At 61.7% G+C, this 25235-nt stretch carries 19 protein-coding genes and 1 pseudogene; 10 read left to right on the forward strand and 10 right to left on the reverse strand.

The window, feature by feature from the left end; translation table 11 throughout:
• Window positions 1-90: 90 nt before the first annotated feature.
• The 7 genes from putA to U5817_RS13300 all read right to left on the reverse strand — a co-directional run bounded on the left by putA (window position 91) and on the right by U5817_RS13300 (window position 11334).
• Window positions 91-3882 (reverse strand): bifunctional proline dehydrogenase/L-glutamate gamma-semialdehyde dehydrogenase PutA, encoded by a 3792-nt coding sequence (putA, locus tag U5817_RS13270; protein WP_407277624.1) that lies wholly within the window; start codon window positions 3880-3882, stop codon window positions 91-93.
• Window positions 3883-3947: 65 nt separating this feature from the next.
• Entirely contained in the window at window positions 3948-4778 is an 831-nt protein-coding gene (locus U5817_RS13275) for an ABC transporter permease (RefSeq protein ID WP_407277625.1), read from the reverse strand.
• A gap of 4 nt (window positions 4779-4782) precedes the next feature.
• The gene (locus tag U5817_RS13280; RefSeq protein WP_407277626.1) at window positions 4783-5961 is read right to left on the reverse strand and encodes an ABC transporter permease; all 1179 of its coding nucleotides are present in this window, start codon (window positions 5959-5961) and stop codon (window positions 4783-4785) included.
• Between the two features lie 143 nt (window positions 5962-6104).
• On the reverse strand, window positions 6105-7163 hold the full coding sequence (locus U5817_RS13285; RefSeq protein ID WP_407277628.1) for an ABC transporter substrate-binding protein: 1059 nt from the start codon (window positions 7161-7163) through the stop codon (window positions 6105-6107).
• A 51-nt stretch (window positions 7164-7214) separates the two neighbouring features.
• Window positions 7215-8291 (reverse strand): ABC transporter ATP-binding protein, encoded by a 1077-nt coding sequence (locus tag U5817_RS13290; protein ID WP_407277629.1) that lies wholly within the window; start codon window positions 8289-8291, stop codon window positions 7215-7217.
• Window positions 8292-8335: 44 nt separating this feature from the next.
• On the reverse strand, window positions 8336-9946 hold the full coding sequence (gene pruA / locus U5817_RS13295) for an L-glutamate gamma-semialdehyde dehydrogenase (RefSeq protein ID WP_407277630.1): 1611 nt from the start codon (window positions 9944-9946) through the stop codon (window positions 8336-8338).
• A gap of 461 nt (window positions 9947-10407) precedes the next feature.
• Window positions 10408-11334, reverse strand: a complete 927-nt coding sequence (locus U5817_RS13300; RefSeq protein WP_407277631.1) for a LysR family transcriptional regulator — start codon at window positions 11332-11334, stop codon at window positions 10408-10410.
• A gap of 143 nt (window positions 11335-11477) precedes the next feature.
• Between U5817_RS13300 and glmS the strand changes: the two genes are divergently transcribed.
• From glmS to U5817_RS13350, 10 genes are all read left to right on the forward strand, one after another.
• A complete protein-coding gene (gene glmS / locus U5817_RS13305; protein ID WP_407277632.1) occupies window positions 11478-11942 on the forward strand; it encodes a methylaspartate mutase subunit S in 465 nt (154 codons plus the stop codon).
• Complete coding sequence (locus tag U5817_RS13310) at window positions 11939-13354, forward strand: glutamate mutase L (protein WP_407277633.1); 1416 nt, start codon at window positions 11939-11941, stop codon at window positions 13352-13354. The genes glmS and U5817_RS13310 overlap by 4 nt, the downstream gene beginning before the upstream one ends.
• Complete coding sequence (locus U5817_RS13315; RefSeq protein WP_407277634.1) at window positions 13341-14786, forward strand: methylaspartate mutase subunit E; 1446 nt, start codon at window positions 13341-13343, stop codon at window positions 14784-14786. The genes U5817_RS13310 and U5817_RS13315 overlap by 14 nt, the downstream gene beginning before the upstream one ends.
• Complete coding sequence (locus tag U5817_RS13320; protein ID WP_407277635.1) at window positions 14783-16060, forward strand: methylaspartate ammonia-lyase; 1278 nt, start codon at window positions 14783-14785, stop codon at window positions 16058-16060. Before U5817_RS13315 ends, U5817_RS13320 begins: the two co-directional genes overlap by 4 nt.
• On the forward strand, window positions 16057-17424 hold the full coding sequence (locus tag U5817_RS13325; protein ID WP_407277636.1) for an acyclic terpene utilization AtuA family protein: 1368 nt from the start codon (window positions 16057-16059) through the stop codon (window positions 17422-17424). The genes U5817_RS13320 and U5817_RS13325 overlap by 4 nt, the downstream gene beginning before the upstream one ends.
• Entirely contained in the window at window positions 17421-17735 is a 315-nt protein-coding gene (locus U5817_RS13330; RefSeq protein WP_407277637.1) for a DUF4387 domain-containing protein, read from the forward strand. The genes U5817_RS13325 and U5817_RS13330 overlap by 4 nt, the downstream gene beginning before the upstream one ends.
• Before the next feature lie 31 nt (window positions 17736-17766).
• On the forward strand, window positions 17767-18690 hold the full coding sequence (locus U5817_RS13335; RefSeq protein ID WP_407277638.1) for a hypothetical protein: 924 nt from the start codon (window positions 17767-17769) through the stop codon (window positions 18688-18690).
• Window positions 18691-18930: 240 nt separating this feature from the next.
• Window positions 18931-20154 carry a hypothetical protein gene (locus tag U5817_RS13340; protein ID WP_407277639.1) on the forward strand — a complete coding sequence of 408 codons (1224 nt, stop codon included), beginning with the start codon at window positions 18931-18933 and terminating at the stop codon, window positions 20152-20154.
• Between the two features lie 229 nt (window positions 20155-20383).
• Window positions 20384-20572 carry a transposase gene (locus tag U5817_RS13345; RefSeq protein WP_407277640.1) on the forward strand — a complete coding sequence of 63 codons (189 nt, stop codon included), beginning with the start codon at window positions 20384-20386 and terminating at the stop codon, window positions 20570-20572.
• A gap of 131 nt (window positions 20573-20703) precedes the next feature.
• On the forward strand, window positions 20704-20880 hold the full coding sequence (locus U5817_RS13350; RefSeq protein WP_407277641.1) for a hypothetical protein: 177 nt from the start codon (window positions 20704-20706) through the stop codon (window positions 20878-20880).
• 46 nt (window positions 20881-20926) lie between these two features.
• Here U5817_RS13350 and U5817_RS13355 read toward each other — a convergent pair.
• From U5817_RS13355 to hutG, 3 genes and pseudogenes are all read right to left on the reverse strand, one after another.
• Window positions 20927-22622, reverse strand: a pseudogene (locus tag U5817_RS13355) (IS1634 family transposase).
• A gap of 329 nt (window positions 22623-22951) precedes the next feature.
• Window positions 22952-24151 carry a nitrate/nitrite transporter gene (locus U5817_RS13360; protein WP_407277642.1) on the reverse strand — a complete coding sequence of 400 codons (1200 nt, stop codon included), beginning with the start codon at window positions 24149-24151 and terminating at the stop codon, window positions 22952-22954.
• A 246-nt stretch (window positions 24152-24397) separates the two neighbouring features.
• A complete protein-coding gene (hutG, locus tag U5817_RS13365) occupies window positions 24398-25225 on the reverse strand; it encodes an N-formylglutamate deformylase (protein ID WP_407277643.1) in 828 nt (275 codons plus the stop codon).
• Window positions 25226-25235 lie beyond the last annotated feature (10 nt).

Raw genomic sequence — 25235 nt, forward strand, 5'->3', positions numbered from 1 at the left:
CTGACATCTCGATGACAACACGCGACCCGCATCCATCAGGACGCGGGTCGCGAACAGTTGCTGAAGCACGGCCTGAAGAAAGCCGAGGGGCTACGCAGCTTCTTCGGTCAGCATCATGAGTTGCGTATTGCCACCCGCCGCGCTCACGTTGATGGATGTCGTGCGTTCCCGTACGAGGTACGACCAGTCATAGCTCCCATCGCTGTCGGAAGTGACGACGGACACCCCGTTTCGAGAAGCCGACTGGGCTCGTTTGCGCAAGGACGCGAGGTTCTCACCACTCAGATCCGTCAGGACGAGCCGGGGCTGCGCGGCAGCGATCTTGTCGGCGCTGCGGGCGATATCGTTGTCGACGATGATGCATCGACCGTTACCAACGATTCCCTGCAATGTCTCTGCAAGCTTCGACCGGGGCAGCAACGCGGTATTGCCGAAGGCAATTGCGGCAAGCGTCTGCTTTACGAGGCTCTCGTCGGATTGGGCAACGCAAAGAAGACGGCCGGCGGCAAGAAGTTCCAGCGTGTTCTCCTCTCCCGCAGGAGCCGGCAGCCCGAACGGCGTATTCGCTACGAGGACGCTGCTGAGCTTTTCGACATGCCGAGCAATCCGTTTCTTGCCCTCCTCGCCCACACCAAAGCCCTGGGCGGCATCGCGAACGGCTTTCAGCAAGCTCATTCGTTCGTCGATGGCATTGCGCTCGAACACTTTGCGAGCGACCAGCTTCTTGCCTTCCTCGATGACCGGTATCTCGTAGAACTTGTCGCTCGCCCACTGTGCAGTGCGGGCAAAGGGGCCCTTGTCGCCGCTCCACGCGACAGGCAGCGACTTCACCAGCCGATACAGGGTGATCGGTCCATCCACCTTCGGCCCGGTCCCTCCGGCGCACATGCCCCCGGTGGGATGCATTCCTGCCGCAGCGGCATGGACGGCACGGTTGATGTAAACGTTGTCAGCGTGCGCCATGGAAAGCACCTTTCCGGCGGTTTCGTTGATCCGCGTATGCAAACCCAGAGCCGTGGCGCGCGTGCGCTCGTTCAGGACCGTCAGCAGGCGCTCCAGCTGTCCCGACTTCCACCGCACGACATGCAATACGGGCCCGCTGATGGTCTGGTCGATCTGCTCGATGGCATCCAAATCGCCCAGATCGATGATTGCTGGCGCAACGAAACGGCCCTTCGCACATTCATCGCCGACGGGCGCCCGCGCCACCTCGAAGCCCTTGTCGGCCATCCTTCGGACGTATTCGCCGAAAGCGTTCTGGAGCTCTTTCGTCGCAACGGGACCGATGTCCGTCGATGCGTGAGACGGCTGTCCGACGACGCGTTCGCGCAGCATGCTGCGCAGCATTTTCAACACCTTTTCCGCCGTCGAGTCCTGCAGGCAGAGAAGGCGCAGCGACGAAGAGCGCTGGCCGGCGCAGTCGAATGCCGAGTTGATTGCATCGGAAATCACCTGTTCCGGCAGTGCCGAGCTATCCACGATCATCGAGTTGAAGCCGCCGGTCGTCGCGACAAAGACGGGTTCATGCGAGGCGGCTGCCAGCGTGGCACCGATTTCCCTGGCAACATCCTGTGATCCGGAGAACAAGATCGCCGCCACTCGGGCATCCCGGGTCAAAGCATGCCCGACCGTGCTCCCTGCCCCGGGAACCAATTGCAATGCCGCCGCCGGGACTCCCGCCCTGTGGAACGATCGGACCGCCTCGAAGGCGATCAGCGGCGCGGATGAGGAAGGTTTTGCCAGCACCGCATTTCCGGTGATCAATGCGGCGGCCACCTGGCCGACAAGCGCGGACAAGGGCGCGCTCGCCGGCGATATCGAGACCACCGCGCCGAGCGGCTGGGCCTGCCGCAGGTTGCGATCCGCATCGGCCTGATGAGCGTAGAGGCGGCACAACGCGACGGCTTGCCGCACTTCCTGCGCCGCTTCCTGCAATGTCATCCCGCTCTCCCGGACCAGGATCGCGCACAGGCGATTGGCGTCGCGCTCAAGCACATCACCGACGGCGCGCAGCTTTTCGGTGCGCTCTTCGAGTGAACTCTTCCCCCAGGAAGCACCGGAGGTAGCGGCAATCGCGAGAGCGGCATCCACGGTTTCCAAGGAGCTATCGGAAACGCTGCCGACGACTACGGTCTCATCGCTCGGGCTGCAGATGCAGCGGCTAACGCCCCTCCTCTCGGTTGGCTCGCCAAGCAAGGGCTCCGCATTGATCCGATGCGCGGACAACTCGGCCAAAGCCTTTTCGAAATCGGCAGACCCGGCAAGCTGCAACGCAGCCGCATTCTTGCGTCCTGGCAGCAGCGCAGGAGGCAGCATGATCTTCGGGTGAGGCTTTCCCCCGGTCCGGGCCGCACGGGCAATCGGGTCTTCGACGATCTCGGAGATGCTGATTTCCGGCTTGACGATCTGGCTCACGAATGAACTATTGGCCCCATTCTCCAGCAGCCGGCGCACCAGATAGGCCAGCAGTGTTTCGTGCGGCCCCACCGGGGCATAGATCCTGCAGCGGCGGCCCAAATTATTGTCGCCGACGACCTGATCGTAGACGGTTTCCCCCATGCCGTGCAGGCATTGGAACTCGTATTCCTTGTTGCCGCCGAGCGTATGAATCGCGGCGATCGAGAAGGCATTGTGGGTCGCGAACTGCGGGAAAACCGCGTCCTGCGCATCCAGCAAATGCTTCGCGCAGGCGATATAACTGACGTCGGAATGAACTTTACGGGTGAAGACCGGGAACTCGTCGGTTCCTTCGGTCTGGCAGCGTTTGATTTCAGTATCCCAATACGCGCCCTTCACCAACCGGACCAAGATCTTGCACCGATTCGCACGCGCCAGCCCGATCACCCAGTCCACCACGGCGGTGCCACATTTCTGGTAGGCCTGCACTGAAATACCCAGCCCGTCCCATCCCTTGAGTTCCGGAGCGGAAGCCAGGCGCTCCAGCATTTCGATGGTGAGATCGAATCGGGCGGCGTCTTCCTGGTCGAGATGGAAGCCGATATTCCATTTCTTTGCCGCACAAGCGAGTTGCAGCAATTTCGGGTACATCTCCGCAATCACTCGCTCTCGTTGCACCACTTCGTAGCGGGGGTGCAGCCCGGTCAGCTTGACCGAAACGCCGTGTCCCATGATCGGGCCTTGGTGCTTCGCGCTTTTTCCGATCTCTTCAATCGCGTGCCAGTAGGCGTCGAAGTACGCCTGCGCATCCTCCTGCGTTAGCGCTGCCTCTCCAAGCATGTCGTACGAGTAGCAATATCCGCGCGCTTCGCGCTCCTTCGCCACGCGAATGGCTTCCTCGATTGTTTCGCCCGTCACGAACTGCTTGCCGAGCATCAGCATCGCGAACGACACGCCACCGCGGACAACGGCCTCGCCGCCCTTGCGCAGTACGCTCGACAGGGCTTCCAGGAGTACCGAGTCGTCCGGCTGTTTCAACACCTTGCCGGTAAACAAGAGTCCCCATGCGGTAGCGTTCACGAACATGGACGGCGACTTTCCAACATGCGAGCGCCAGTCGCCGTCGACGATCTTGTCGCGAATCAGCCTGTTTCGCGTTTCGACGTCGGGGATGCGCAGCATTGCCTCCGCGAGGCACATCAAGGCGATCCCTTCCCGGCTGTCCAGGGAAAACTCCTGCGTCAGCAAGTCGATGCTCCCCGCATTGATGCGGGCCTTGCGCACGCCTTCGGCGAGCTGTCCTGCCAATGCCTGCGCCTTCTTCAGCTGCTCCGGGCTCAACTGAGCCTCTTTCATCAGCCCATTGACTACGACTTCTTCCGCGAGCTCGGATACATCCCTGATCCGCTGACGAAGCGTCTGAAGATCGCTCCGGGTCTCGGCTCTTGTCATTTGCTCATCTCGTTCGAAAAGTTCGGCTGCCATTTGATGCTCCTCCAATTCGTGAACGCTCGGGGGCGATTTCTTTAGTTTCTATCGACGGCTGGGGACTAGGACGCGTGGCCGCGCAGGCGCTCAGTCCTGCGGCGCAGCAACTCCAAGGTCACCAACAGCACGGTCGACAGCGCCACCAACACCGTGGCTACCGCCAGGATCGTCGGGCTCAGCTGCTCGCGCACACCCGACCACATCTGCCTCGGCACGGTGCGCTGATCGGCAGAGGTCAGGAAGAGCGCCACCACCACTTCGTCGAACGAGGTCGCGAACGCGAAGAGCGCACCCGACACCACCCCCGGGAAAATAATCGGGAGCTTGATGCGCCAGAAGACCCGCATCGGCGAGGCACCCAGGCTGCGGCCGGCCCGGCTTAGGGTTTCGTTGAATCCGGCCAGCGTCGCCGTCACCGTCACCACGACGAAGGGAACGCCGAGGGCGGCATGCGCCAGGGTCAGGCCCAGCAGGCTGCTCGTCAGACCCAAGGGACTGAACGCGAAGTAGACGCCCACGGCGGTGATGATCACCGGCACGATCATTGGGGACACAAGCACCCCAGTGATCCATACGCCCCCCTTAAGCTTCGGATTCATGAGCCCCAAGGACGCCAGCACGCCCAGGATGGTCGCCACGGTGGTCGAGGCGAAGCCGACGATGAGCGTGTTCTCCAACGCCAGTCGCCATTCCTCGCTGCCGAAGAACTCTTCGTACCAGCGAGTACTCCAGGCGGACATCGGATAGGTGAAGTAAGGCTCGGCATTGAACGAAAGCGGCATCACGACAAGAATCGGAAGCAGCAGGAATAGCAGGATCGCCAGCGAAAGGGCCACGAAGGAAATACGGCCCGCTTTGCCCCAGATCGACACATATGCAGGAAATTCGAACATGGCATTACCCCAATTTGGCGCCGCGGCCGCCGGTCAGTCGAACAAACACTGCGTAGAGCAGAAGAACGCCCACGAGCAGCATCGAAGCCAGGGCGCTGGCGAGCCCCCAGTTCAAAGTCGTGTTGACGTGGTTGGCAATGTAATAACTGGCCAATTGATCGTTGGGCCCGCCGACGATAGCCGGGGTGATGTAGTAGCCGACAGCAAGGATGAAGGTCAGCATCCCGGCGGCGGCAACTCCCGGCAGGGTCTGCGGGAAGTACGCCTGGAAGAACGCCCGGATCGGTCCGGCGCCCAACGATCTCGCCGCTCTCACATAGATGCCCGGCACGCCCTTCATGACGCTGTACAGGGACAGGATCGCGTAAGGCAGCAGAATGTGCGTCATCGCCACCAGCACGCCGAACCGGTTGTAGATCAGTGCAAAGCCGTCTTCCGTCACGCCCAGCTTGATCAGCAGGGCGTTGACGACGCCGTTGCTTTGCAAGGCCACCACCCAGGCGGTCGTCCTGACCAGAATCGACGTCCAGAAAGGCAGCAGCACCATGATCATGAACAGGTTGCTGTAGCGTGCCGGCAGCGACGCGAGGAAGTACGCAACGGGGTAGCCCAGCAACAGGCAGATCACGCTGACTGACAGACTGACGACTGCGGTGCGCACGAAGACATCCCTGTACAGGCGCTGGCCCTCCGGCTGCTGCACGATCTCTCCGCTTTCATCGCGGGTGAGGTCGAGTGCCTTGATGTAGTAGCCGATCGTCCATGGGCTCGACGCATATTTCAACGTCGACCAGGTAGCCACCGCGCCCCAGCGCTTGTCGATCGCGACGAGCTTTTCCTGCCATGTGGCACCTTCGGCAGTATCGAGCTTGTTGGCCGTCTTCAGGATCAGACTGCGCATGCCCGGCTGATCGATGTTCAGGCGCTTGGCGACGCGGCTGGCACCGTCATTCGGCCGGCTGGCAGCCAGATCCTTGGCGAAGGTCGCGAAGGTTTCCTCGTCCGGGACGGCTCCTTTCGCCGGATCCCACTCGCGCAGCAAACTGGCCGCATGCGGCAGCTCGTCATTCAGCGTTGGATCGGTGAAACCCTTGACCAGCAGCGCGCCGATCGGCAGCAGGAAACAGATCAGCAAGAAAGCAAACAGCGGCAAGATCAGAAGGTAGGCCTTCACCTGTTCCATTCGCTCCGCCCGGCGAAGCTTCGACTTGAGACTCCGGCCTCCGGTCACGTATGCGTCGCCCATCGGAATGCCCTCAGATACAGAACTCATGGCGTTCATGTGGTGTAGCCCACCCTCTGAATGTCAGACAAGTAGCGTGCTACTTAGCGCGCCAGCCAGACCGCGAACTTCTGGTTCAGATCGTCCGCATGATCGGCCCAGAAAGCGGAGTCGGAATCGAGCGCACCCTTTGCGTTGTCGGGTGCGGTCGGCAGGAACTTCACCACCGCGGGTTCAACGTGAGCGAGCGACGATTGGCGCAGAGGACCGTAGGAGGTAACGTTGGCGATCGAAGCCAGAACCTCCGGCTGCGTCGCATGGCGCACGAGTTCCTTGGCCGCCTTCAGGTTCTTGGTTCCCTTGACGATCACGAAGCCCTCGATGTGCCGCAGTTGGCCATCCCACACGTAACCAAACGGCTTCTTGTCTGCCGAGATCGCAGCGAAAATCCGGCCGTTGTAGGCACTGGTCATCGACACTTCGCCGTCAGCCAGCAGTTGCGGTGCTTGTGCGCCGGTTTCCCACCAGACGATCGAGGACTTGATGGTGTCGAGCTTCTTGAACGCGCGCTCGACGCCCGCCGGGGTCGCCAGCGTCTGGTAGACCTGCGCGGGAGCCACGCCGTCAGCCATCAGTGCCCACTCGAGGGCACCTTCCGGCGACTTGTGCAGGCCGCGCTTGCCGGGGAATTTCTTCAGGTCGAAGAAGTCGGCGACCTTAGCCGGGGCCGCGCCTTTGAACTTGTCCTTGTTGTAGACAATGACGTCTGCCCACATGTTGTTGCCCGCCATGCACTCGTTGAGCGCGCCCGGAATGTAGTCGTCCTTGGCTGACCGGCCATCCTTTGCCGCAGCAATGTCTGTGGGAGCGATCTTTTCGAGCAGACCTTCATCGCATGCGCGCATCGCATCCGACAACTGCATATCGATGACGTCCCAGGTCACGTTGTTGGTCTGTACCTGGCTGCGGACCTGCGCCACACCGCCGTTGTAGCTGTCTGACTTGACCTTGACCCCGGACTTGGAGGCAAACGGCTTGATGATGGTCGGCTCCTGCGCCGCCTGATACGACCCGCCCCACGAGACGAAGGTCAATTCATTGGCGTTGGCCGCCATTGCAGAACCTGCGAGAACGGCGAGACCGAAAATTTGTGCTTTTTTCATTGTGTTTCTCCTCCAATTGATGAAACGAACAACAACTCCAGAAGAAGCGGACTAACGCAGTGCGCGACACCCGTCAGCCATCCAGCCAACATCAATTCCATCGCCGACGCGGACCTTGCGGTTCACGCCGTCGTTCGGCACTTTGACGATGAAGTCATCGTGGCCACACACCACCATCACGATGCGAAGGTGATCGCCGTAATAAATCAGGTCCTTCACGCCGCCATGGAACACGTTGTCGCATTGACGTGCGCTGTCGCCGATCGTGATGCGTTCGGGGCGCAGCGATATGCCGGCGGTCGAACCGACCGAAATGCCGGAACCGGCGGAGGCGCGAATGCTGCCGCCGTGCGGCAACTCGACGACGCACCCGCGGCCGTTCATTTCCGAGACGGTGCCCTTGAGTTCGTTGTTCTCGCCGATGAATCGGGCGACGAACGAGTTCTCGGGCTGTTCGTACAACTCCGAGGGCGGCGCCAGCTGCTGGATGATCCCGTTGTTGAATACGGCGATGCGATCGGACATCGTCATGGCTTCCCCCTGGTCGTGGGTGACGTACACGACGGTGAGCCCGCTCTCCTCGTGAATACGCTTGATCTCGTATTGCATCTGCTCGCGCAATTGCTTATCAAGCGCCCCGAGCGGCTCGTCCATCAGCACCAGGGCGGGCTCGAAGACCAGCGCCCGGGCCACCGCGATGCGTTGCTGCTGTCCGCCGGAAAGCTGCGCGGGCATGCGGTTGGCAAACGCCTGCATGTTGACCATCGCCAGCGCTTTCTTGACCCGCTCCGCCGCCTCGGGGCTTGGAACCTTGCGCACCTTCAGGGGGAATGCAAGGTTCTCGCTCACCGACATATGCGGGAATAGCGCATAGCTCTGGAACACCATGCCGATATTGCGACGCTCGGGCGGGATGCGGTTGATCGGTTTGTCCTTGAGCAGGATTTCACCGTGCGTCGCCGTCTCGAATCCCGCTAGCATCATGAGACATGTCGTCTTCCCCGATCCCGATGGCCCGAGCATCGTGAGGAATTCGCCCGTCCTGATGTCGAGGTTCAGGTTCTTGACGACCAGCGTTTCGCCGTCGTAGGTCTTTTGAACATTCTTGAATGAAACAATCGTCGACATTTGCATATCGCTCCGGTGAATTAGTCTCCTCACTACCCGCGCTTTCAGCCGCCAAATCGCCAGTCGCGCGTCGGCAGATAGGTTTCCTTGATCACTCGCGGCGAAGTCCAACGCATCAGGTTCATCCACGAACCCGCCTTGTCGTTCGTGCCGCTGCCGCGCATTCCGCCGAACGGTTGCTGTCCGATCATTGCGCCCGTCGGTTTGTCGTTGATGTAGAGATTGCCGGCGGCATTGGCCAGCGCGTCTTCTGCTGCGTGAAGGGCGAAGCGGTCGTTGCAGAAGATCGAACCCGTCAGTGCGTACGGGCTGGTCTCGTCAATGAGTCGCAGCGTGTCGGTCCAGGCGTTGTCGTCGTACACGAAGATCGTCAGCACCGGGCCGAACAGCTCGTCCTGCATCAGTGCGTGACGCGGATTGGACACTTCGAGGACGGTGGGCGCGACGAAATAGCCGGGCTCGCTCCACGTCTTCCCGCCGGCGATGATGGTCACCTGGCTGTCCTCACGGGCCTCGGCCAGACGACGGTCGAGCTTGTCGAAGGAGGCCTTGCTGATGACCGCGCCCATGAAGGTCTTCGGGTCGGCGACATCACCCACCGTGAGGACGCTAAGCCGCTCCTGCAACTGGGCCCTCACGCGCGGCCACAGGCTAGCCGGAATGTAGGCGCGCGAAGCGGCGCTGCATTTCTGCCCCTGGTATTCGAAGGCGCCACGAATCAGTGCGATAGAGAGGGCATCCACATCCGCGGAGGGATGCGCCAGAACGAAGTCCTTGCCACCGGTCTCGCCGACCAGTCGCGGCATCGAACGATAGGACTCGATATGGGTGCCGACATGTCTCCACAGGGACTGGAACACGGCCGAGGATCCGGTGAAATGGATGCCCGCCATGTGCGGCGACGAGAGCGCGGCACGCGTGGTGATTTCCGGGTTGCCCGGAACGAAATTGATCACGCCAGCCGGAAGCCCGGCTTCCTCGAGCGCTTCGTAGAAGATGAAATTGGCGAGCGCCGACTTCTCGGAGGGCTTCCACAGCACGACGTTGCCCATCAGCGCCGGAGCCGTCGTCAGGTTCGCACCGATCGCCGTGAAGTTGAAGGGGGACACGGCGTAGACGAACCCTTCCAGCGGACGCCAGTCGGCGCGGTTCGCCGCGGTCGGGACGGACAAGGGCTGCTCGGCGTAGATGCGCTGCGCGTTGTAGGCGTTGAAACGCAGGAAGTCGATCAGCTCGCAGGCGCTATCGGGCTCAGCCTGGTCGATCGTCTTGCTCTGTCCGAGCATCGTTGCTGCATTGATCTTGATGCGCAGACGGCTGGCCACGATGTCGGCCGCCCGGTGCAGGATAGTGGCACGACTGGCAAACGGAAGATTCGCCCAATCGCGCGCAACGCTCAGCGAGTTGGCGATGGCTTCGCCGACCTGCGCCTCGCTCGGACGGTGGATGCGGGCGATGACCCGCTGATGGTCGTGAGGAGCACAGACCTCGTCCACAACGTCCGAATAGATCCGCTTCCCGCCGATGACCGCAGGGATATCGACGATCTCGCGCTGCGACAAAGTAGCCGCGAGTTGTTGCGCCGCCTGCGTACCGGCGCCAAAATCCATCTCGGGTTCGTTGGAAGGGAACGGAAACTTCGGGACTGAATTCACGGTGACTCCTCACTTTGTCTAGTAGGCGACGTTCTTTGCGATGCGCGGTCGCCACTCCTTCACAGATCGCAAGCGGGGCCGAGGCATTCGCAACCTGGAACCCATACTCTTGCCACAAGCGGTATCGGAAGCCCGAAGGGAAATCCATACCTTGATTCGGAGTCTAGTCCCGGGATCGCGAGCTGCCTTTGTCAGGGGTGATAGCTTATGGATTGCATCAGCAATTCTGATTAATTGGCACCATGATGGTGACCGCCGCGGCATAAACTGGTGCGCGCCGTGCGACCGTGAGGGAGTCGTACGACGACAAGAGTGTCAGTAAGGAACGTCGGGCGCGGCAGCGATCTTGCCTTCGACGGTGCGGGCAATAGGGGAGCAGCCCGTCTCGATCACGAACTCAACAACAACGCCAGTTCCTCCGGAAAGACGTGAGACTGGCGTCGAAATAGCCGCGATGCAGTCTATTTCGACGCCGAGCTGCCCCCTGAGATGTCTCGAATGTATGCAGCAGCCTGTCCGTGCAGCCAAGCGCGAAACACTTCCAGTGAAGCCGACTGCGCCTTGTTCTCCGGATAGACCAGGTAATACGCGCGCTTACTGCGAAACAAGCAGGGGTGCGGGATGATCAGCTCTCCCGAAGCGACCTCTGAAAGAACGAAGAAGTGTGGAACGAGTGCTACGCCGAGGCCTGCCCGCGCCGCCTCGACCAGCATTGAGAAAAGCTCGTAGCGAGGACCCCGCAGCGCACTCACATTCGGCAGCCCCGCGACGTCGAACCACTCGCGCCAGGCCTCCGGGCGCCCGGCATGGTGGAGAAGCGGCTTCTTCGCGAGGTCGTCGACTGAAATCGCCGCCGCCCCCTCCAACAACGCCGGCGTGCAAACCGGGACCATCTCCTCGCCAAACAGGTATTCCGTCATCGCCCCCGGCCAGATCGGGTCGCCGAAGTGGATCGCGGCGTCGAACGGCGTATCGGTGAACATGAACGGCTCGGCGCGGGTCGTCAGGTTCAGGATGATGCTGGGATGTTTCGCATGAAAGTCCGCCAAACGCGGAATCAGCCAGCGTGTCGCGAAAGTCGGGATCACCGCGAGCTCCAGCACCCCTCCCGCCCCTTGATGTGCCATCAGGGATAGCGTCTCCCCCTCCAGCAGTTTGAGCAGGTCGCGCACCTTAAGCGCGTACGTGGTTCCGGCCTCGGACAACAACACCCGCTTCTTGACCCGATTGAACAACTGCACGCCGAGAAAATCCTCCAGCGCACCGATCTGCCGGCAAACGGCGCTCTGCGTGAGCGAGAGTTCCTCGGCCGCCCGCGTGAAACTCTGATGCCTAGCGGCCGTTTCAAAGGCGACCAGGAGTTCGGTCGGAGGAATCTTTCTGCGCATGGAGTTGGTTCCGTTTCAGCACAACATGCTGAGTATATATTGCTTGTTACCCCCTCGCACCCTTGGATAAATTGCCATCCAAGATCAGGAAGCAGCCACAAGGCGACGACTTGTTGCAAATGTCGCACTAACAAGACGCTGCCGTGAACTATCTGACCAAAAATCGAAGGACCCAAGGAGCGAACGAGGACATGAGCGAGACAAATGTGATTCTGGGGGTGATCGGCTCCGACTGCCACGCAGTCGGCAACAAGATCATCGACACTGTCCTGACCGGCGAGGGATTTCGCGTCACCAATCTCGGCGTCATGGTCAGCCAAGACGAATTCATCGATGCGGCGATCGAAGTCGGCGCGGGCGCGATCCTCGTTTCGTCGATTTACGGCCACGGGGAAATCGACTGTGCAGGGTTCCGCGGCCGTTGCATCGAGCGCGGCCTGGAGGACATCGTCCTGTACGTCGGCGGCAACCTGGTCATCGGCAAGCGCGAATTTTCGGAAGTCGAATCCATGTTCAAGGACATGGGCTACGACCGTGTCTTTCCCCCGACCGTCGATATCAAGTCGGTTGCCCAGTCCCTGCGGCAAGATATCGTGGCACGCCAATGATCTACGCGACTATCGACATCGGTTCGACGTGGACCAAGGGTGCAAGCTTTCGCCTCGTCGGTGACCGGGTTCAACTCGAACGCCGTGCGGCGCGCCCCACCACCGTCGTGAACCTCTCCGAGGCCTTCTTCGCTGTGCTGGGCGAGATTGTCGCCGGTGATCCGCTCGACCAATTGCGCCGCGGCGAATTGCGACTGCGTTATTCCTCCTCGGCGAAGGGCGGCTTGGCCGTCGCGGCGATCGGTCTGGTGCCCGACGTCACGCTCGAAATCGGGAAGCTCGCGGCCCAATCGGCCGGCGCGCGTCTGTCGCAGGTGTTCGCCTACCGCCTGACCGCTCGCGACCTCGCGCAACTCGAAGAGCGGCAGCCGGACATCGTGCTCCTCGCCGGCGGCACCGACGGGGGGAACAGCGACTACGTGCTCGCCAACGCTGCGACGCTGGCCAACTCGCGTCTCGATTGCGACATCATCTACGCGGGCAATCGGGAGGTTGCGGACGAAGTCGCCGCGCTTCTCGCCGGCAAGCGGCTCAAGGTCGTGCCCAACCTGCTTCCCGACTTCAACGAGCCGAACCCCGACCCGGCGCGCGACGCGATCCGGACCATCTTTCTCGACGCCATCGTCAAGGGCAAGGGTCTCGACGCGATCATGGACGCGACCGGCAGCGAACCCGTCCCGACGCCGTTTGCCGTCCTCGAATACGCCCGGGCGATCCGTGACCTGGTGCCTGGCTGGAGCGAGTTTCTCCTGCTCGACATGGGGGGAGCCACGACCGACGTCTATTCGGCGCATCGCGAAACCCCCATCTCGGGTACCATCCGGCGCGGATTCCCTGAGCCGGACGTCAAGCGCACCGTCGAAGGCGACCTCGGCATGCGCGTGTCGGCCCAAGCGGTGTGCGAGATCGGGGGCACGGCGCTTGCCGCCGCCCTCGACGTGAGCGGCGTCAGCAAGGCGGAGCTTGCCGGGTATGCCGCCCGTGTCACGGCACGCCCCGATTCGATCCCCACGGCCGCCGAGGACCGCCACCTGGACACGCTGCTCGCCGGGCTGTGCGTCGGTCACGCGGTGGCACGTCATGTGGGCCGCACGTCTCCCGTCTATACGCCAGACGGCGAAGTCATGGTGCAGACCGGGCGCGATCTTTCATCGCTGCCCAAGGTCGTCGGCTCCGGCGGATGGCTCGCCAAGGCCGAGGATTTTTCGCCCGCCGCCTGGTTTGCCGGCCACCGCTTCGACCAGCGCGGCCGCACGGTGCTGGCACCACGGAACTTTGCCTACTACCGCGACGCGGACTACCTGTTTCCCCTGCTGGCCAATCTGGCACGCGATATTCCCGCCGCCGCAGCGCGCGCCGGCATTGACTTCCTGATCGCCCAAGAAACAAGGAACGAACATGCAATTGCGTAACAAGAAACTGGACATGGACACCTTCCTCAGTGAGCGCACTGAGGTGGTGGCCTCCTGGGTGACGGGGAAGGATGTCGACTTCGAGGAGGGTGTGCGCTACCAGCACTCATTGCCAGAGAGCAAGCGCTTCTCGAGCGTACTGGCTGCAGCCGACCGCGAGGGGCGCACGCTGCGCCAGCCGCGCGCGGGTGTCGCGCTGGTCGACGAGCACATCAAGCTACTGCAGTTCCTTGAGGATGCGTGCGATCTGCTGCCCTCGACGATCGACGCCTACACGCGACTCAATCACTACGAGAAGGCCGCGGAAGGGATCGCGCGCTCCACCGCTGCCGGCACCTCACTGCTCAACGGCTTCCCGGCGGTCAACCACGGTCTCAAGGAGTGCCGTCGCGTCGTCGAATCGCTGACGAAGCCCGTGCAGGTGCGCCACGGTACGCCCGACGCGCGTCTGCTCGCCGAAATCACGCTGGCTGCCGGCTTCACCGCTTACGAGGGCGGCGGCATCTCGTACAACATCCCGTACGCGAAGAAGGTGCCGCTCGAACGCTCGCTGCGCCATTGGCAGTACTGCGATCGCCTGGTGGGCTTTTACGAGGAGCGCGGCGTGCGCATCAACCGCGAGCCCTTCGGACCGCTCTCCGGAACGCTGGTGCCGCCTTTCGTTTCTCACTGTGTTGCGATCATCGAGGGACTGCTGGCCCTGGAGCAAGGCTGCAAGTGCATCACGCTGGGCTACGGACAGGCCGGCAACCTCGTGCAGGACATCGCCGCCATCCGCTCGCTGCGCGAACTTGCCAACGAGTATTTCCAGGCCGCCGGGTTCACCGACTACCAGCTGAGCACGGTCTTCCACCAATGGATGGGGGGCTTCCCCGAGAACGAAGCGATGGCCTTCTCGGTGATCTGCTCGGGCGCCGCCGCGGCGGCGCTGGCGGGGGCGACGAAGGTGATCGTCAAGACCCCGCACGAGGCGAGCGGCGTTCCGACCAAGGAAGCCAATAAGCAGGGCCTCGAAGCGACGACCCAGACGCTCAACATGGTGCGCGAGCAGATCTTCCCGATGAGCCCCACGCTGGACCAGGAAATCGAGCTGATCAAACGTGAAGTCCGCTGCGTCCTCGCCAAGGTTTTCGAGCTCGGCGAAGGCGACGTCGCCATCGGCACGGTGCGCGCGGTGGCTGCCGGCGTGCTTGACGTGCCCTTCGCACCGGCTACGTGCAACGCAGGAAAGCTCCTGCCCGTGCGCGACAACGTCGGCGCCGTGCGCATCTTTGACGCCGGACGGGTGCCGCTACCCGACGACGTCCTGACTTTCCACCGCGATCGCGTCGCCGAGCGCGCGAAGGCGGAGAAACGAGAAGCCTCGTCCCAGATGGTAGTGGACGACATTTATGCAATTTCCAAAAGCAGACTGATCGGGAGACCGCGATGAACCAAAAGCAGACCCAGGGCCAGGCCCATATCCAGCAAGTTCACTTTGTACCGGGCTATTCCTCCTTCTACTTCGATGACCAGAAGGCGATCAAGGATGGCGCCGGCCTGGACGGTTTCGTCTATCTCGGACAACCCGTGACGAACGGCTTCCGCGCCGTCCGTCAGGCCGGCGAGGTCGTCTCTGTCGTGCTGGTGCTCGACAATGGCGCGGTCGCGGTCGGTGACTGTGCGGCGGTCCAGTATTCGGGTGCCGGCGGCCGCGATCCGCTGTTCCTGGCGGGCGCCTTCGTTCCCTTCCTCGAACAGCACCTGAAGCCCTTGCTGGAGGGGCGCCCCGTCGAGCGCTTCCTCGACAATGCACGCTTCTTCGACACGCTGGCGATCGAAGGACAGCGGCTGCATACCGCGATCCGCTACGGCGTGACGCAGGCCCTGCTCGACGCGACGGCGCTCGCTCGCCGCATCACCAAGGCCGAGGTCATCCTCGATGAATACAACCTGCCGCTCGTGTGCGAGCCGGTGCCGCTCTTCGGTCAGAGTGGCGACGACCGCTACAGCGCGGTCGACAAGATGCTCCTCAAGCGCGTCGACGCCCTGCCGCACGGGCTGATCAACAACGTGCCGGAGAAACTCGGCTACAAGGGCGAGAAGCTCGAAAGTTACATCAGCTGGCTCTCCGGTCGCGTCGAGCAGTTGCGCCCCGATCCCGCCTATCGCCCGACGCTGCATATCGACGTGTATGGGACGATCGGGCTGATCTTCGATCACGACGCCACCAAGGTCGCGGACTACATCGCCGGCCTCGAGAAATTCACCGGTGGCCTGGAGCTCTATATCGAAGGACCGGTCGACGCTGGCAGCAAAGACGCGCAGATCGCCGAACTCGGCGCCATCACCGACCGCCTGCGCCAGATCGGATCGCGCGTCAAACTGGTCGCCGACGAGTGGTGCAACACCCTTGAAGACATCGTCGAATTCACTGCGGCCAAATGCTGCGACATGGTGCAGATCAAGACGCCCGACCTGGGCGGCATCCACAACATCGTCGAATCGGTGCTGCATTGCCGGGAGCACGGCATGGAGGCCTACCAGGGCGGCACCTGCAACGAGACCGACATCTCGGCGCGCACCTGCGTCCATCTGGCGCTGGCTGCCCGCCCGATGCGCATGCTCGTGAAACCGGGCATGGGCTTCGACGAGGGCATGAACATCGTGAATAACGAGATGCGGCGCACCCTGGCCATTCTGGCCACCAGGAAGGGCGGAAAATGAAACCCGAATTCAAGATCCTCTCGCCGACGGCGATCCTCGGCTACGGCTTCCCCGAGGAGAGCTTCCGGCGCGGCATGGCCGAGAAGCCCGATCTCATCGCGGTCGACGGCGGCTCGACCGATCCCGGGCCGTACTACCTCGGCGCGGGCAAGTCCTTTACAGACCGCGCCGGGGTCAAGCGCGATCTGCGCTACATGCTCACCGCGGGCGTCGAGGCCGGCATCCCGGTGGTGATCGGCACGGCGGGCGGCTCGGGCGCGGCACCGCACCTCGAATGGTGCCGGCAGATCGTCCTCGAGATCGCGCGTGAGGAAGGCCTCCGCTTCAGGATGGCCGTGATCCCGACGGACGTCGACCGGGACATCGTCCACGAGGCGCTCGACGGCGGGCGCATCGAGGCGCTCGATCTCGTCCCCCCGCTCACCCATGACGCGATCGATGCCAGCCCGCACATCGTCGCGCAAATCGGGGTCGAGCCCTTCATGCGCGCCCTCGAGGCCGGCGCTCAGGTGGTGCTCGCCGGCCGCGCCTACGACCCGGCCTGCTTCGCCGCCTTGCCGATCCTGCGCGGCTACGATGCGGGCCTCGCCCTGCACTGCGGCAAGATCCTCGAATGCGCGGCGATCGCCGCGAGCCCCGGCTCGGGCTCCGACTGCGCACTCGGGATACTCCGCGAGGACTCGTTCGTCCTGAAGGCACTCTCCGACGAGCGCAAGTTCACCGCAGAATCGGCCGCGGCCCATACGCTCTACGAAAAGTCCGACCCCTACTTCCTGCCCGGCCCCGGCGGCACGCTCGACCTCACCGGCTGCGAATTCATCGAGCACCCGGACGGCACGGTCGAAGTGCGTGGCTCGAAGCACGTCGATCGGCCTTATCAGGTCAAGCTCGAAGGCGCGCGCCCGGTGGGGTATCGGACGCTCGCGATCGCAGGGACACGTGACCCGATCATGATCGGATCGATCGATTCGATCATCGAAGCGGTACAGGCGCGTGTCGCGAAGATCCTTGGCGAAGGCAGCCCGGCGCGGGTCTTCTTCCATCTCTACGGCAAGAATGGCGTCATGAGGCATCTCGAACCCGCGAAGGGCGCGCGTGCCCACGAACTCGGCATCGTCATCGAGGTCGTCGCGGACACGCAGGAGCAGGCCGATACGGTCTGCTCGCTCACCCGCTCGACGCTGCTGCACTACGGCTATCCGGGGCGCGTCGCCACGGCCGGCAACCTCGCCTTCCCGTTTTCGCCATCGGATGTCCACGCCGGCACGGTCTACGAGTTCTCGCTTTATCACCTGATGGCGGTCGACGAGGCGACGCTCTTTCCCTTCCACATGGAGTCGATCGGCCAGGAGGGCATGCAATGAAGAAGATGCTGGAGATCGCCCGCGTCGTCCGCTCGAAGAACTCTGGGCCCTTTGAACTCGTGCTCGACGTGATGCTGAAGGACCGCGCTTGTTTCGAAGCCTTGCGCGAAAGCGGGCAGTTTTCGCCCCAGCGCATCGCTGCCGCCTATGGTGTCCCGCTCGCAGACATCCGGCGCATTGTCTGGTTCCAGCCGGCGAACGCCGTCAAGGTCGTCATGCCGCGCCAGATCGTGTCGGGCGCCCCGGGGGATTCGGACGTCTATGGGGCGCAGCAGCATGCTCCCCTGCTCGACCTGGAATTCGACCTGTAGCAGTCCGCAGCAAGCACGGGGAGGATGCATCGTGATCGTCATGCACGAGACCCTGATCTACGCGGTCTATTACGCGCCGCGCGGTCGCCTGCGACTGTACCGGCTCGGGCGCGAGATCGCCGAACGCCACCTGCTGCCCACCGACCTGCTGGTGGGCATCATCGGGGCCGAAGGCGCGGGCAAGTCGACATTGATCCGTGGGATCTTCCCCGGGCTCGAACTCACCAACGACGACGAAGGGATCAACCTTCGCACCGCGCCGATTTTCGACTTCGCCGAGGCCGACAAATTCGGGCCGCACACGTACCACATCGACGTCCGCTACGAGCAGGCCTTCCATCAACTGTGGGAGATCGCGGACGTCGTCAACGCGGCCATCGAGCATGGGCGGCGCGTCGTTGTAGAACATTTTGATCTGCTCTTCCCGCACCTCAAGTTCAACGCCCAGATCCTGCTCGGAATCGGCGAGGAGGTGGTGGTCGCCCGCCCCAACGTCTTCGGCCCGGACCCGAAATCCATTCGCGACATCGTCTACCGCACTGTCCATTACCGGAAGATGGCGCACTCGGCGGAAGACATCACCAGCCTGATCCTCTCGCGACAGTACGGCCGCCCGATTCCGACACGACACTCCGACGTCAAGCACGGCTTCGTCATCGGCTTTGTCGATCCACCAGACATCGATCTCGCCCGCCTGGAGCAGGCGATTAGTGACACCATCACACAAGACCTTCCTATCTCGCCAGCCGATGAAGATCACATCCGGATCGGCGAGGACGTCATCCCGTGCACCGGGGTGCGAACCCACGTCAAATCCACCAGCCTGATCAAGAGCTTCCGCCTGCTACCGGCACTGCAATACAACCCGATTACGCGCGAGCACCTTTTGGTCGGCATCGTGGGTGATGCCATGGAAGAAGCTGGCTTTGATCGGATCCTGAGCATTATCGGCTAATCGTACGCCACTGCGCATTTCCGTCATCTCAGTGCAAATTACCCACTTGATCAGTTTTTCTAACGCAATTCATCAGTGGAATAAATAGAAAACGTCGCCTACCTCCGCAGGGCTCAGAGTCATGCGACCCGGCACCCCCTACCCCAACAAGAAGGTGCGAGGGTTCGTTTGGACTCTGTGCATTGCCCGTGCTTGCCCATTACCAGACCAGTTATGGCAGTCAACCAAGGAGGAAGGTCAATGAATTTCTCGAAACTCGTTTCATCCGTCACGCCCACCGTCGCCGGCGTCTGTCTTTCGTTATCCGCCGCTGGGGCACTGGCACAGGTTGCTGACTCTCCTCTCAAGTTCGACGGCGCAGCCCGAATCCGACTCGAGCACCTCAGCTGGAACCCGGACCGCAAGGGCACGTTCGAGTTCGACACCATCCGCCTCGGCTACACCTACGACGACGGCAAATTTCTCTCCTCCGGACGCGAGCGCTACTATCATTACTCGACTCGCCAGACCGGTGCCAGCGAAGGCACCAGCATGCTGATGAACGAGTATCTATGGGCCGGATTCCGGTTCGCAGACAAGAGCGAGGTCCACGTCGGCCAAGACATTGTGCCGTTCGGCGCCTTGAAATACGCATCGCACAATTTCTTCGAGTCGATGGCGTACTACGCGGGGTTCGAAGACACCTACGCAATGGGCATCAAGTACTCGCGCCAGGACGGCGGTCTGAGCACGATGCTCGGCTTCTTCCCGTCGGATGGCGGCCACATGCTCGGTGTTGCCGACAACATGTCGGTTCTCGATGGAGCGGATTCGATCCGCTACAGCAACCACCTCATGAAGCAATACGGCCGCGAAGAGCGGAACACCTTCGTCGGCCGACTCGCCTACGGGTTCGAACTCGCCGGCGGCAAGTCGGAGATCGGCGTTTCGGTGCTGAGCGGCGAATTGGCCGCAACCGACTCCGCGCTATCGAACGGCCGACGCAATGCCCAGGCCATCCACTACACTGGCGAATTCGGCAATTTCGGCGTCAAGCTCGAAACCATCAACTACCGCAACAAATTCTCCGGGAACGGCTCGGTTGATGGCCGCTGGTGGAACGCATGCGACAACGATTGCGTCATCATCGGTTCCTACGGCTTTACCAACCGCATGGCGGCCAAGGGCAATATCGACATCGTGAGCCTGAGCTACAAGATTCCCGGCTCGATTGGCCCCTTCAGCAACTTCCGCGTGTACAACGACTGGAGTCAGTTGAGAAAGTCCGCGTCGGGATATGCCCGAAGCAGCCAGAACGTCACGGGCGTCGAATTCGGGACAGGCGGCTGGTGGATCATGCTCGACTATGCCCATGGCAAGAATCAGCCCTATCTCTCGCCGGTCTACGGTGATGCTCTTGCCGCCGGCGGCTCTGGTCGCACTACCGGAAACCGGTTCAACGCCAGTATCGGGTATTACTTCTAACCCGGCTATTTCATCGGAGGTATCGGCGGAACCGACCGGAAGGCGCTCTAATACAGGTGTCGAATCCGTATATAGAGGAGTTCCGCCGATTCAAAGTGTACCGTGGATGAATTTGGGCGCCCGGAACGGCGTCGGATTGACACGAATTTCGAGGGCGGAGGGCTCAGCTCGCACTGCGGGCTGAGGGCGCTGTCGGCGCATCAGCCTGTCGGCTGCGGCGACCAAAGCGTTGCGCGCTCTACTCCATCCCGATCTCATCACGCACCCATTGCGCGACTTGGTCGCACAGCGTTCCTATGGACTGCGCTCGGGCTACGAGGATCTGAACGATCACACCGCACTGCGCAGCGATCCGCAGACGCAAACGGCCGTCGGAACCAGCACGAATGGGCAGCAATCCTACTGCCATGCCCGATAATGTTGCGCGTCAATCGGCGCCGATATCGTCGCCCTCAACCGCCTGCAGGTAGAGCAGTTCATTACCCGCCCAATCGGCGGCCCCGCGAGAACTGATTCCTCCATATCCCACTGCGCAGTGATCAGAAACGGATGCAACTCCACGCCTGCCACTACCGCTATCTGCCGCTCGATGTTTTTTCCGGTAAGAGCATACTTGCCTGCGTGCTGCGCAACAGCCGTATCGATGGTGCAAAACATGCAGCGACGCTCATCAATGTTTTGGTCACACGACTGCGGCAAGCCTGGTCCCCCGAGTTCGACAGTTAATCTCGTAACTATCTGATTTCGCTACAAGCGACTTTCAAACGTGCCCCTACATCAGTGTCAGCTGCTGCGGCGCGACCGGTTTTTTCACCCCAAGGGCACTGAGGACCTCGCTCTGGTGCGCGTTGATGGAAGAGACGCCCGTGACCGGCTCAGCGCCGCCCAGGCGCACGCGGTGATGCGATGCAACTGTTCGAGCGCCCGCTCGGGCGTGAGCCCGGTCTGTGCGGCGCGCAGCCGCGTCCGCATGATCCGGTGCAGGATGAGCGCCATGAAGCAGATCGAGGCGTGGGCGCGGATGAGCTCGGGCAGCCGGTGATAGACCGGCCCGATCTCGATCTCGGATTTCAGGACCTTGAAGCCACGCTCGATGTCGGCGAGCGCCTTGTAGCGGGCCACGACGTCGGTGGGCGCGAGATCCTTCGTGTTGGTCACGAGCAGGAGCTTGCCGTCCATGAGTTCGGCGAGCCCGCGGGCCGTCTCGTCGATCTCCTAACTGAAGAGCTCGGCCTTGAGATCGACGCGGATGATCTTGGACAGATGCGCCTCGCACACCGCATGGTAGAAGCGCGCCTTGGCCCCACTGTCCGAGAGCTTGCGCCCGCGGTGCCTGACCCCACCGTCCTGCTCGACGAGCTTGCCTGCCCACTGCTCGCCTTGACGGACGAGCGCATCAATTTGTTCGTTGCGCCGCGCGGTCTGACACGACTGCGGTGGCCGGATCGTGGGCGACGATGAGCCGCAGCCCCTGCCAGGTGAGTTCGCCGATCACTTCGGTGCGCGCCTGGGCGCAGCGTTCGCGCTGGAAGGGGCCGAGCAGCTCGGCGAACTCGTGGTAGCGCCGACCCGGCACCGCGATGATGAACTCGAGCGGCTCACCGCTTGCGAGCCGCACCGCCTCGAGCGCCTCGAGGTTGTCACCAGACTCAGCAGCCCCCGGTCGGCCACCAGGATGAGCCGGCGCACTTCGGGGAAGCGTTCGAGGACCGTCGCGAGGGTGGGCAGGAGTGTCGCCGTCTCGGCTGCGTTGCCCGCGAACACCTCGTGGTAGATCGGCAGGCCGTCAGCGGTCTGTACCACGCCGAGCATGAACTGGCGCGCGATCAGCCCCTCCTTGGCCATGCCGAAAGCGCGCAGGTCGCCCTCGACCGTGGTGAGCCCTTCGGCGCGGATCGTGGTGAGGTCGTAGAAGACGACCGACAGGTCCTGATCGACGAGCGGGCGCAGCAGCCCCGTCACCACCGCATCGACCGCGCCCTGATGGTCCATCAGCGCATCCATGCTGCGCAAGAGCTGCTGGTGCGTGATCGCCTTGACGTCGACCTCGGGTAGCGCCACCGTCTCCAGCCAGCGCAGCACGCCGAGGTTGGAGTCCAGATCGCACAGGCGATTCAGGACCATCACGCGGATGAGCGCCTCGACGTCGGTCGTGTGGCGGGTGCGGCGAAAGACGCGGCGCAGCGCGCCGAAACCCAGCTCCTTCCGCAGTTCTGTGAGCGCCCACACGTCCCCCAGTGCACGGGCCGACTCGAACCTCACCGAAGGGGGTGCGGGCCGATCGCCCAGCGGCTCGCGGCCCGACACCTTGGGAAGCCGGTGATCACCGAATCGAGTTCGCCGCCGACCTGGTCGAGCCGGCCGAGCGTTGCGACGGTGCGCTTCTTCACCCGGCCGGCATCATCCCGGTAGGACTCCACGAGCTGGACGTAGCGGCGACCGCCGGAGGTGGTGATTTTGACGAACATGCGGCCACTTTATAAGCACCTCTTGCCTCGTCAAGAATGGTATAAGCTGTTACAAACGTGCCACCACACGAGTTTCGGAAAAAACGGCCTGAAACCCGCATGCATGCTGGGCGAGTTTCGCGAAAATGCCGATTTTGGGCCTGAACTGTCGAACTCGGGTGGTCCGAGATGCGCCTGATCATTCGGGGCGACTCCGGGTTCTATCGGCAACGCCTGATCCAGCTCCGAGGTGGCTAAGACCACCGGCGCATCTAAAGACGCTCTGCGAACATGATGGGAACGGGCCTAGATCCTTTCCCATGCCTTCGCCTTACCCAAGACCTATAGCATCAGGCATAGGCCCTCGATAGCCTTGCATGTCGGTCGTCTCGCAGAAACAGGGCCACGATCGACGCAATAAGGAGAAGCACTGCGATCGACGCGTAGTTAATTACAAAGGTGCCAAAGATCGATTGCATCAAGCCACCCAAGAAATTCCCCACAACCCCGCCGATCCCGACCAGGACGTTGGCTATGCCAAATGTCTTAGTAAGATTCTCTCTTTGGACGAACTTACTCAGATATGCCGCCACCAGCCCAAGAAGGGGGTAAAACGAGATTCCGAACAAAGCCGCGGAAAGGTATAGGTTCCACAGAACCACATGCGTCCATATCAATGCTGCAGCAGCTGTCGCACTTAGCAGGGTCCAAATAAGCGTACTTCGTATCCCGATCCAGTGTGCAAGGGCACCTACGACAAATCCAGACCCCATGCCGAATAACCCCATCGACGCCCATATTTTCCCCGCCGTTGCGATAGGATAGTTCAGCTCGTCACGGATGATTGGTGTAAGGTAGGTCTGAAACGGAAGCAACGTCAGCCCGGTCAGAAAACTTATCGCCCATATCTTCACGACTGTCGGCGTAATCCAACGTACACCATACCGGGAACAGCCCCCATCAATTTTTGGTGTAGATTTTCCGTCAGAAAGAAGTTGGTAGTGCGTAAACGCAAAATAGGAGCACAGCGCCAGGATCATCGTAGCACCTCCTGTGACGAGCCATACTTGACGCCACCCTGCTCCTGAAACCACCAATGGGACAATCATTCCATTGGCAAATACTCCGTAGCTCGTCCCGCTTGAAATAAATGTGAGCAACTTGCTGCTGCTCGCACTGGGCGCGTGTCGCGTCACAATTTCGGCGAGCGGAACATAGACCAAAGCGGCGCATCCACCAAGAATTGCAAGAAGAACCCCGGCCTGCCAGGCATTGGTGACAAAACCAAGCCCAATTAGGCAAACAGCGCAAACAGACACGGACAGCAGCGCCAACCGTGCCCCGCCGACAATCGGACTCACCAGGCTGCCCGTGAAGGCACACAGCAGAAATCCGACCTGCGCAACTCCCGCCATTATTCCGACAGTGTCATACCCGAACGACAATTCACGCTTCATTTCCAACACTACCGTCGAGAACAGGTAAACGCCGAAGCCATAGGCCACCGCGATGAACGCGGTCAAGACGATCGCAAGGATCAACGTCTTCATCGCGGAGTGCTGATAGCCATCTACAGTAGTGTTCACATTGGCATTCATGGCTCGACAGGTCTGCCCCGGTCGGTTGCGAAGTTGAGGGGCAGATATCAAAAAAAAAAGCGGTCACCTGGTAGCGGGTGACCGCAAGAACCTACGTGAAGAGGAGGAACTGCACAGGGAGCACGTAGGAGGGGATTTACTTCAATCGCGGGATTGCGCGCCGACTCGTTACACGGATTCCCGGCGAGCACCTTTCCCTCATGGCAATATTCTTTCGTCTCCGGATGAAAGGCGAGAGATGGCACCCAAGCTTCGTTCAAGAAGATCGCTCAGCACGCGCTCTACTTTGGCAGCGAGCTGATCTTCATATCCGAATGGGTAGCTCTCGTCCATGTACACGGCCTGCGACATTTCCAGCTGCACCGCGTGCACGCCATTATCGGGAGCCCCATAGTGACGGGTAATGTAGCCGCCTTTGAAGCGCCCATTAAAGACCCATGAGTAGCCATAATCCTTGACGGCTTCTTCAATCGCTGCCTGAACCACGGGGGAGCATGTTTTTCCCTCCTGTGTTCCAAAATTCAAGTCGGGAAGCCGCCCATCGAACAGTCTCGGCAACACGCTCGCGATCGAGTGGGCCTCCCAGAGAAGAACATGCTCATACCGCTGCCTCAGGCGCGCAAGTTCGTCCTTCAGTGCGTTGTGATAGGGATCCCAATAAAGGCGACGCCTCTCCGATTTCTCCGGTGAATCCACGTCTCCGTCGGCCTCGTACACCGGATCACCGCGGAAGGTCTCGCCAGGGCACAGTCCGGTCGTCGTCTGACCGGGATAAAGACTCTCGTCATTGGGAGGTCTGTTCAGGTCGATCACATAGCGCGAATGCGTTGCGGTCAGCAGTGAACCACCCATCCTGGTAACGAAGGCATACAGACGTTCCAGATGCCAGTCAGCATCCGGCTGCTGCTGCGCCTTGGGCGTGAGCCGACCTCTGATTGACTCCGGAACGAAGGTTCCGCAGTGGGGAACGGAGACAAGGAGCGGAAGGGATCCTTTCTCCAGATCGAACAATTGAATATCGCTCATGACAATCCAA

Source organism: Aromatoleum evansii (assembly GCF_045689615.1).
GTDB classification, from domain to species: domain Bacteria; phylum Pseudomonadota; class Gammaproteobacteria; order Burkholderiales; family Rhodocyclaceae; genus Aromatoleum; species Aromatoleum evansii.